Consider the following 8,939-nt stretch of genomic DNA (forward strand, 5'->3'; position numbering starts at 1 on the left):
TCAACCAGGTGGAGCGCTGGTTTGGGATCATCACCCAGCGGGCCATCCGCCGGGGCAGTTTCTCCAGCGTCAAGGGGTTGATCGCCAGGATCGAGCAGTTCGTGGCGGCTTACAACAAGACCAAGGCGGGACCTATCAGGGAAGTTGTCCGCTCGGGGTGCTGAGCTGAGCACCAAAATTGAGCTTACTGCGGGTTGAGGTTCATGGGCCGTGCGGCGGCCGGGGTGTCGTTGTCATCGATGGCTGTCTTCGGTCGGGGTTGGGGCGTCCGGCCCCTGATCGAGGCTGTTGCCGATAGCGCCCTTGGAAGGGCGCTATCGGCAACAGCCACGGGGGCCTGGAGTATTGAGGGTCAAGCCGCTATAGGTTTCTGCGGCCGGGGATGGTTGATGCTCACAACCTGTGGCTGGCTCCAATCGCGTGGCGCTCGACTCCAGCGCTGAGGATGCCTCTGGCGAGCTTCCTCATAGGTCTGTTGGCGGATGGCGCAGATCCCGTCAGCATGGCCGTAATGCCGCTGATTTGGCGTCACGTACTTGATGCCGCTGTGCCGGTGCTCAGCGTTGTACCAGTCGACAAAGCCATCCACCCAGACTTTTACCGAGAGCAGATCCCGGAAGCGCCTGAGCGGGTAACTCTGGTGGTATTTCATCGTGCGGAACCACGACTCGGCATAGGCATTGTCGTTGCTCACCCGTGGCCTCGAGAACGAAAGCGACACACCCAGCTCCGCCATCTTTGCAGCCAATGTGAATGAGCGCATCGGGGCACCATTATCCGAGTGCAGGATGGCAGCAGTCTCCTTGCTGATCCCTTCATCGCGGCAGACGCGATCAAAGAATGCGCTCGCCAGCTCGCTGCATTCATGCTCATGCACCTCTGCGCCGAGAATGCGCCGGCTCCATACATCCATCACCATGTAGAGGTAGAAAAACTGACTCTTCACAGGGCCGGGCAAGAGGGTGATATCCCAGGCCAGCACTTGATGGATGCCCGTTGCTTCCAACACTGGAACCTCCCTGGGCTCCCGCGGCAGGCGAGTTCTGCCGCGGTGGTTCAGCAGACCATCCTGCCGCATGATGCGATAGATCGTCGACTCTGAACCCACATACACTCTCTCCTCAGCAAGAATGGCCACTATCTGAGCAGGCGTAAGATCGGCAAAGCGCGGATCATTGACGGAGTCAATCACCAGCTGCCGCTCTTTTGCCGTGAATCTGTGAGCCACTTCACGTGGGGCACCCTTACGGCGATCAACACTGAATCCCTGGCCGCTGATATCAAGCCCCCAGCGCCGCAGAGTGCGTGAACAGATGCCGATCAGATCAGCAACAGCCTTGATGGAAGCTCCTGCATTGAGGCCTTCATGGAGAAAGTCCATGGCTTTATTTCTCTGCTCTGACGGAATCAGGACTCCTCTTCTCGTAGCCAAAGCTGATCGAGCTTTTTTGATAGCATCAGCAATGTTGCCGCCTCCGAAAGAGCTTTTTCCTTCTTCTGCAACTCACGTTCCAGGCGCCGGATCTGGCGGGCCTGCTCCTGGTTTTTACGCTGTAGATCCCTGTGGTCGGTCATGCTCGGCGCGCTGGGGCCATTCGCATCCTCTGCAGCCTGGCGCCAGCGGGCAAGCTGCTTTGGATAGAGCCCTCGCTCACGGCAGTACGCGCCGAGATCGGGGCCATTGAGGCCTGCGGCCTGGATCACGGCGGCCAGCTTGTCGGATGCGCCCCACTGCTCCGGCGGCTTGCTGGTGGCCGGCACCAGCTGCCCCTCTTTCTGCCACTGGCTGCGCCAGTTGTAGAGGGTCTGTGTGGTGATCCCGGTGTCGCGGGCGATCTGGGCCACGCTCTGGCGGTTGGGCGGGCTCATGCGCTGGCGGATCTCAGCCCGCACGGCCTGGTCGTAGATCGGTTTCATGGTTCTCGGTTTGGCCCCCTGGTGGTGGATGGGTCAGACCGAGCGGACTTCTTTGCTGACAGTGGGGGAGGCCCCGTTCAACTGGACCGCCACAGCGGATTCAATCCTGGAGAAGCTCCAGCGACTTTGCTCGCAAATCTCCGGGACAACACACTAGGAGGCTGTTGCGCATAGATCAGTGCGCACCTTCTCCACAGACGGCCGATTCAGAACCGTGGCAACCGTTCCGGATTCTGGCCGCTGAGAGTGGGGTTGGCCAGATCCTTCGCGGACAGCTGTGGTTCCACACCCTCCGGCAGCTCCGGCCAGGCAATCGCCAGCTCCGGATCGTTCCAGAGGATCCCCTGCTCGGAGGCCGGGTGGTAGTAGTTCGAGCAGAGGTAGCAGAAATCGGCCACGTCGCTAAACACCAGAAAACCATGGGCGAAGCCCGGCGGAACCCAGAGCTGGTGATGCTCAACGTCGTCGAGAATGGCGCCCACCCACTGGCCGAAGCTGGGAGAGCCGCGGCGCACATCCACGGCAACATCAAACACCGAACCGCGGGAGCAACGCACCAGCTTGCCCTGGGGCTGAACCAATTGGTAGTGCAAGCCACGCAGAACACCGCAGCGGGAGCGCGACTGGTTGTGCTGAATCAGTCGCGGAATGCCTGCTTCATCCAGCACATTCTGTCGGGCTGTTTCCACGAAGAAGCCACGGTCATCACCAAACGCCTTTGGCTGCAGCAGCAGCACCTCAGGAATCGACTGAGGAATGATCTGCATCTCAGGCGAGGCGGGCGGCGTACTGGGATTCGAGATAACTGGCGTACTCGGCCGACAACAGCGGCTGCCACCAGTCGCGGTTGGTGAGGTACCACTGCACGGTGCGGCGCAGGCCCTCCTGCACTGTCACCTGGGGCTGCCAGCCCAGCTCCTCGCAAATGCGGCTGGCGTCGATGGCATAGCGCTGGTCGTGGCCGGGACGGTCGGTCACGAAACGAATCAGCTCCCGGCTGGGGCGCACCGGCAGCTCCGGCGCCAGCTCATCCATCAGCGCGCAAAGCATGTGTACCAGGTCGAGGTTTGCCACCTCGTTGCAGCCGCCGATGCAATAGGTACGGCCAGGTTCGCCCGCCAGGAGGATGCGATCAAGGGCATGGCAGTGATCCTCCACGAACAGCCAGTCGCGCACGTTGGAGCCATCGCCATACACAGGAATGGGCCGACCCAGCAGGATGTTGATCAAGGTGAGCGGGATCAGCTTCTCGGGAAAGTGATAGGGGCCGTAGTTGTTGGAGCAGTTGCTCACCAGCACCGGCAGGCCGTAGGTGTGCTGCCAGGCGCGCGCCAGGTGATCGCTGGCGGCCTTGCTGGCGGCGTAGGGGGAGCGGGGGCTGTAGGCGGTGGTTTCGCAGAACGGGGGATCATCTGGCTCGAGGCTGCCGAACACCTCATCGGTGCTTACGTGCAGAAACCGCCAGTCCGTGGGCGAACCGGCCGCGAGCCAATGGGCGCGAAACGCCTCCAGCAGGGTGAAGGTGCCGTTCACGTTGGTGGCGAGAAAGGCGCCGGGCCCGGTGATCGAGCGATCCACATGGGACTCGGCCGCCAGGTGCACCACATGGGTGATGGCGTGATCGGCGAGCAACCCGTCTACCAGCGCACGATCACCGATGTCGCCATGCACGAAGCTGATACGGCCGAAATCGATCAGCGGCGCGATCGTGGCCCGGTTGCCGGCGTAGGTGAGGGCGTCAAGCACCACGATCCGATCGCCGGGGTGAGCAGCGGTCCAGTGGTGAGTGAGGTTGCCGGCGATGAAGCCGGCGCCGCCGGTGATGAGCAGATGGCGGGTCATTTGGCGAATGAGAGGAGGATGTTGGGGCTTTCCGGGTTCACGTCCACGCTCTGCAGCTGCGGGCGCAGAACCAGATCCATGTCTTCCATCGGGATGGCGCCGACGAGCACCTCATCGCCCAGAACCATCGCTCCGGTGAAGCAGCGGCGGTTGCGAAAGCGGATTTCAACTGTACCCATATAGGGGACATTGCGCCGGTGTCCATCGGCGAGAACGACCTCGCGGCGTACCAACTCCCGCAACTGCAGCTGGATCACCAGATGTTCAGGGATGCACAGGTGTACGGCCCCCGTGTCCACCAGGGCCTGCACCTCAACAGGCTCCAGCTGCGACTGGGACGGGTTCGAGAGTTGAAACTGAGCTCTGATCAGGCCCATGCGCTAAGGCAGATGCGCAGATCCTCGCGCCAATCGGGCGGAGGGATGTCAAAAGCGGCACGGAATCGGCTGGTGTCCAGACGGGAATTGGCAGGACGCTGCGCAGGGGTGGGATAGGCGCTGGTAGGGATCGGCGTGAGCTCCGGAGCACGCTCCAGCAGACCCAGCGCCACGGCTTCGGCAAAGATCGCCTCGGCAAAGCCGCACCAGTTCACGGCCGGTTCGCCGGCGTAGTGGAAGGTTCCCCAGGGGAAGGGCTGATCGGGATCCAGTGGTGAGCGATTGGTGATGGCTGCTTCAGCCAACTCCAACCAGGTGGTGGCTATGGCTTCGGCGCTGGTAGGGCCGCCGATCTGATCGGCCACCACTGAGAGGGCGGGGCGCTCGGCACCCAGGCGCAGCATGGTGCGCACGAAGTTCGCCCCCTCCACGCCGAACACCCAGCTGACGCGCAGGAGCAGGTGGTGACTGCCGGCCTCCCGCAGGGCCTGCTCCCCGGCCAGCTTGCTGGCGCCATAGACCCCAAGCGGGCCGGTGGGGTCGTCCTCCCGCCATGGGCGATCGCCCCCGCCAGCGAAGACGTAATCGGTGGAGAGATGAAAGAGAGGCAGGCAGCGGGCGGCGCAGGCATGGGCGATAACGCCCACGGCGGCGCCGTTGATGGCCGCCGCCAGCTGGGGTTCGCCCTCGGCTACATCCACGGCGGTGTAAGCAGCGGCATTGAGCACCAGGGCGGGCTGGTACTCTTCCAAAAGCTTTTCGATCGTGGCGGCCAGCTCAGGGGCGGGGACGGCCAGATCAAGTTCGGGCCTGGCGACCACCAGCAGCGGCCGCTTGGGCAACAGGGCCGGTGCCAACCGTTGCAGGGCTGAGGCCACCTGCCCGGAGCGGCCGATCACGAGCACGGGGGAGTTAGTAGACATGACCCCAGCGTGCCTCAGTAAGCAGAGCTTCGAGGTAAGCGCCGTAGCCCGACTTACGCAGCGGGGCAGCCAGGGCAGCGAGCTGCTCGGCACTGATCCAGCCCTGACGCCAGGCCACCTCCTCAGGGCAGCCGATCTTGAGCCCCTGACGATGCTCGAGGGTGCGGATGTAACTACCCGCCTCGTGGAGGGAATCGCAGGTGCCGGTGTCGAGCCAGGCCATACCACGGCCGAGCAGCTCAACGCGAAGGTCGCCGCGATCGAGATAGAGCTGGTTAAGTGTGGTGATCTCCAACTCACCACGGGCGGAGGGCTTCACCTGGCGGGCCAGCTCCACCACATCGGGATCGTAGAAATAGAGGCCGGTGACGGCGTAGTTGGAAGCGGGCTGCTGGGGCTTCTCCTCCAAGGACACCACCCGCTGATCACCGTCGAAACCCACTACCCCATAGCGCTGGGGATCGGCAACGCGGTAGGCGAATACGGAGGCCCCTGATGGCTGGGTACTGGCGGCCTGGAGGTTGCGGGAGAGGTCGCCGCCGTAGAAGAGGTTATCGCCCAGGATCAATGCAGCCGAATGACCGGCGAGGAAGTCTGCACCGATCAGGAAAGCCTGGGCCAGGCCATCGGGGCTGGGCTGCTCGGCATAGGAAAGGGAAATACCCCAGCGGCTGCCATCACCAAGTAGCGTCTGGAACTGGGGCAGGTCGCGGGGGGTGGAGATGATCAGGATCTCGGTGAGCCCAGCCAACATCAGGGTGCTGAGCGGGTAGTAGATCATCGGCTTGTCGTACACCGGCAGCAGCTGTTTGCTGACCGCCTGGGTGATCGGATGCAGCCTGGTGCCAGAGCCGCCTGCGAGGATAATGCCCCGACGCCCGGATTGTCCGAGATGGGAAGCATGCACCAAATAAACGGAGCAGTAGAATGTTATTGTAAGATAAGAAGCCCGGACGCTGCCATGTTTGTGTTTGTATCGTGATCATTCAGGGCGAGCGGCAGGTCAAACTGTACCGAAGGGCACCTAGAAAAATAAGATTGACTTGCCAGAATGCTGTCATGGGGATACAATAGATGCGTTGAAAGCACCAAATCAATGGGGCAGCGTGACTTTTGGGATGAAGAACACCGAATCCACAAACTGCATCAAAAGAAACCCACTCTGACCGCTCTTTCCGAAGCTATCCCTTGGGAGAGTTTTCGCCCTCTCTTAGAGCAGGGATACTGTTCTGAGCGCAAGAACAATGCAGGCAGAAAACGCATTGATCCCATCATCCTTATCCGAATGCTGGTTCTCCAGCAGCTTTTCAATCTGAGCGACGAAGCGCTTGAATTTCAGGTCAATGACCGTCGATCCTTTGAGAAGTTTGTTGGCTTGGATGTGATGGATGCGATTCCTGATGCTACAACAGTGGCATTCTTCAGGGAGAGGCTAAGGAACGCAGGAGTGATCGAAGAATTGTTTGTGTGCTTTGAGCAGCATCTCCGGGCCCAGGGCAGGGTTGATTCAATGTGTGTCACAAGCGCTCTGGCCTGAGCTGCCTGGATGGGGTTTGGTCGGTGGTATCGCCCAGTCCTTGTGCCCGAAACCGCCTCTGCCGCAACGGATCTTGATCTGATCAGCTTCCTCAAGACGATTCCGGATGCACGAATGCTGAGAGGGGTGCGCATTCCGGCCTGGTACCTGCTGCTGGTGGCGGTGCTGGGCATCCTGAGTGGCTGTGAAAGCTTGCGAGATCTGGAGCGGTTCGCTCGGCGCCACCATTCGGTGCTCACTCAGCAGCTAAAACTTGAACTGCGGCGGCCCCCATCGGATTCAGCGTTCCGCTACTTCTTCCTGCAGGTGGATGTCGCGGTCCTGTGCGCGACCATCAGTGACTGGACGATCGCCCAGATCCCAGGTGGGGCAGTGGATCTCGATCAGCTTGTGTGTGACGGCAAGACCTTGCGGGGCTCGATTGAGCCCACACCCGGCGGTGGTTCGGCATATGGCCTCCGGCCGACTGCGTCTACATCGCCCAGGTGACGCTGTATTCAGCCGCGCTGGGGGTGGCGATCTCTCAGGCCTGCTACGCCACCGGCGAGAACCATGAGAGTGCGCTGCTGCGGCAGCTGCTCGGGGAGCTGGATCTTGACGGCGTGTTGATTCAGGCGGATGCGCTCCATACGCAGCGCCCGTTTTTCAACTCCTCCAGGAGCAGGGGGCCGACTTCCTCCTGACGGTGTAGCCGAAGGCTTCTCCGAAGGAGTGAGCCAACCAGAAGACACTGCATCGCCAGATCCGATGCCAGTTCCAGGGGAAACGCCACATCCCTGTTGAGGCAAGTGCTTTCGAGGAGGGTCATGGTCGTGCCATCACCTGGACGCTCCGCGCCAAACAGGCACCGGAGCACATCCGTGAGGCCTGGAGCGGCACCAGTTGGATTGTGGAGATGGCCGCCGTCGGGACCCGCGACGGCAAGACCTTCCGGCAGACCCATTTCTTCCTCACCAGCCTGCGCACCACCCCAGAAACCCTGCTGCAACTGGTGCGCGACCGCTGGAGCATTGAGAGCTGGCAATGGATCCGTGACACCCAGCTCGATGAGGACGCCCATCGCTACCGGGGCAACGGCGCTGGAGCAATGGCAACGCTACGGACGGCAGCCCTCAACCTGCTCCGACTGGCTGGGTATCAGTCGATCCGAGCCGGCATGCAGGCCGTAACTCACGACATCACGGCGCTACTGGCGATGGCGACGAGGAAGCCAGAACCAAGCTCGAGTTAAGACTTTGAATCAGCCCTGTGCGACAGGGGGAGGAAGTGATCCCCCGCTCCTCGGCCCAGTTCGACACGAGCGGCCTGGACCCCAGGCCCAGCGAAGTGTTGCCGCTGCAACTTGAGGTGCCGACCGACGATCGAGATGAGACCACCTTGGTCATGCTGCAACCCGAAGTGGTGCAGGCGCTCCATGAGCTGTCACCGAAGCTGGAGGCTGAAGTGTTCACACCAGATGGACCCAGTTGAATGCAGTGCCGTGACACCGTCCCGCTGCCTTCGCACAGGGTTGAGTAACACCTGGCGGGAATCCCGGTCCCGCCCTGCGACCGTCGGTGTTGCCTTAGGTCTGCTGCTGGTGCTCTCACCAGCTGCTCCAGCGCGGCCCGACAACGTCGTGGAGCTGCACGGGCTCTGCTTCCGTTCTCCAGTTGCCTTCTCGAATCCCAAACCGGTGGGACTCGATGCGGTGATGGTGGTGCATCCGCCCGAAGCCGATGCGCAGAGCGAGCGCTTCAGCCTCACCGCCGTGCACTTTCCGCTTGTCGTCACCGACACCAAGGCCGGCATGACCCCGGCCGAACTGCGCGACTACATGGCAACGGTGTTCCTCGCCGGCCAGGCCAAAGCGGGAACGCCAATTCAGCGCCGCCTGCTTGAGAACGTTGTTGATGGGCTGGCCTTCTCCACCCCGGTTCCCGCGCCCTCCTTCGCCGAGGTTTACGCCCTGCGGCTTCAGAATCGCGAAACTGTAGTGCTCGGCTTCAAGTTTCTCAGCGACTGGCGCAGTGAAGCTCAGAGCCTGATCAACGCAATAGCTGCCAGCCTGCGGGAGTGCAACAGCGGCCACCAGCCATGAGCAGGCCCTGCAGCCCCGGGTGCAGGCAGGGGCCGCCAGGTGCTGCCTTCGCTTGAGACCGAGATGATCACTCCGCGACCGGATGTTCCGCAAGCGCTGAATCTCTGTGATCTGCGTACCCGGACTGGATTACGGGGGCAGGGCTGATTCAAAGTCTTAACTCGAGCTTGGTTCTGGCTTCCTCGTCGCCATCGCCAGTAGCGCCGTGATGTCGTGAGTTACGGCCTGCATTCCGGCTCGAATCGACTGAAATCCAGCCAGTC

Annotated in this window: 12 protein-coding genes and 2 pseudogenes; 6 read left to right on the top strand and 8 right to left on the bottom strand. The window is 61.9% G+C overall.

Going from position 1 to position 8,939, the window contains the following annotated elements:
• Positions 1–119 (top strand): annotated as a pseudogene (locus KBY93_RS15415) (IS630 family transposase); the annotation flags it as partial.
• Between the two features lie 233 nt (positions 120–352).
• On the opposite strand, the gene KBY93_RS15420 reads toward KBY93_RS15415, so the two are convergent.
• The 7 genes from KBY93_RS15420 to rfbA form a co-directional block, all read right to left on the bottom strand.
• Complete coding sequence (locus KBY93_RS15420; RefSeq protein ID WP_255095312.1) at positions 353–1,432, bottom strand: IS3 family transposase; 1,080 nt, start codon at positions 1,430–1,432, stop codon at positions 353–355.
• On the bottom strand, positions 1,408–1,845 hold the full coding sequence (locus KBY93_RS15425) for a hypothetical protein (RefSeq protein ID WP_255095313.1): 438 nt from the start codon (positions 1,843–1,845) through the stop codon (positions 1,408–1,410). Before KBY93_RS15425 ends, KBY93_RS15420 begins: the two co-directional genes overlap by 25 nt.
• Before the next feature lie 278 nt (positions 1,846–2,123).
• Positions 2,124–2,684 (bottom strand): dTDP-4-dehydrorhamnose 3,5-epimerase, encoded by a 561-nt coding sequence (gene rfbC, locus KBY93_RS15430; RefSeq protein WP_255095314.1) that lies wholly within the window; start codon positions 2,682–2,684, stop codon positions 2,124–2,126.
• A 1-nt stretch (position 2,685) separates the two neighbouring features.
• On the bottom strand, positions 2,686–3,759 hold the full coding sequence (gene rfbB / locus KBY93_RS15435) for a dTDP-glucose 4,6-dehydratase (RefSeq protein ID WP_255095315.1): 1,074 nt from the start codon (positions 3,757–3,759) through the stop codon (positions 2,686–2,688).
• Entirely contained in the window at positions 3,756–4,136 is a 381-nt protein-coding gene (locus KBY93_RS15440) for a clan AA aspartic protease (RefSeq protein WP_255095316.1), read from the bottom strand. The genes rfbB and KBY93_RS15440 overlap by 4 nt, the downstream gene beginning before the upstream one ends.
• A complete protein-coding gene (gene rfbD, locus KBY93_RS15445) occupies positions 4,127–5,059 on the bottom strand; it encodes a dTDP-4-dehydrorhamnose reductase (protein WP_255095317.1) in 933 nt (310 codons plus the stop codon). Before rfbD ends, KBY93_RS15440 begins: the two co-directional genes overlap by 10 nt.
• A complete protein-coding gene (gene rfbA, locus KBY93_RS15450) occupies positions 5,049–5,966 on the bottom strand; it encodes a glucose-1-phosphate thymidylyltransferase RfbA (protein ID WP_255095318.1) in 918 nt (305 codons plus the stop codon). The genes rfbD and rfbA overlap by 11 nt, the downstream gene beginning before the upstream one ends.
• A 189-nt stretch (positions 5,967–6,155) precedes the next feature.
• On the opposite strand from rfbA, the gene KBY93_RS15455 reads away from it, so the two are divergent.
• Positions 6,156–6,596: a transposase gene (locus tag KBY93_RS15455; RefSeq protein WP_255095319.1), complete on the top strand. Its 441-nt coding sequence runs from the start codon at positions 6,156–6,158 to the stop codon at positions 6,594–6,596.
• 42 nt (positions 6,597–6,638) lie between these two features.
• Positions 6,639–7,085, top strand: coding sequence for a transposase family protein (locus KBY93_RS15460; RefSeq protein WP_255095320.1), 447 nt, complete (start codon positions 6,639–6,641; stop codon positions 7,083–7,085).
• Positions 7,086–7,093: 8 nt separating this feature from the next.
• Here KBY93_RS15460 and KBY93_RS15465 read toward each other — a convergent pair whose 3' ends face one another.
• Positions 7,094–7,225, bottom strand: a complete 132-nt coding sequence (locus tag KBY93_RS15465) for a hypothetical protein (RefSeq protein WP_255095321.1) — start codon at positions 7,223–7,225, stop codon at positions 7,094–7,096.
• Positions 7,226–7,323: 98 nt separating this feature from the next.
• Between KBY93_RS15465 and KBY93_RS15470 the strand changes: the two are divergent.
• The 3 genes and pseudogenes from KBY93_RS15470 to KBY93_RS15480 all read left to right on the top strand — a co-directional run.
• Positions 7,324–7,827, top strand: a pseudogene (locus KBY93_RS15470) (transposase); the annotation flags it as partial.
• A 17-nt stretch (positions 7,828–7,844) separates the two neighbouring features.
• Positions 7,845–8,066 carry a hypothetical protein gene (locus tag KBY93_RS15475; protein ID WP_255095322.1) on the top strand — a complete coding sequence of 74 codons (222 nt, stop codon included), beginning with the start codon at positions 7,845–7,847 and terminating at the stop codon, positions 8,064–8,066.
• Between the two features lie 40 nt (positions 8,067–8,106).
• The gene (locus KBY93_RS15480) at positions 8,107–8,676 is read left to right on the top strand and encodes a hypothetical protein (RefSeq protein WP_255095323.1); all 570 of its coding nucleotides are present in this window, start codon (positions 8,107–8,109) and stop codon (positions 8,674–8,676) included.
• Positions 8,677–8,939 lie beyond the last annotated feature (263 nt).

This window comes from Synechococcus sp. J7-Johnson, from assembly GCF_024345795.1.
GTDB lineage: Bacteria > Cyanobacteriota > Cyanobacteriia > PCC-6307 > Cyanobiaceae > Regnicoccus_A.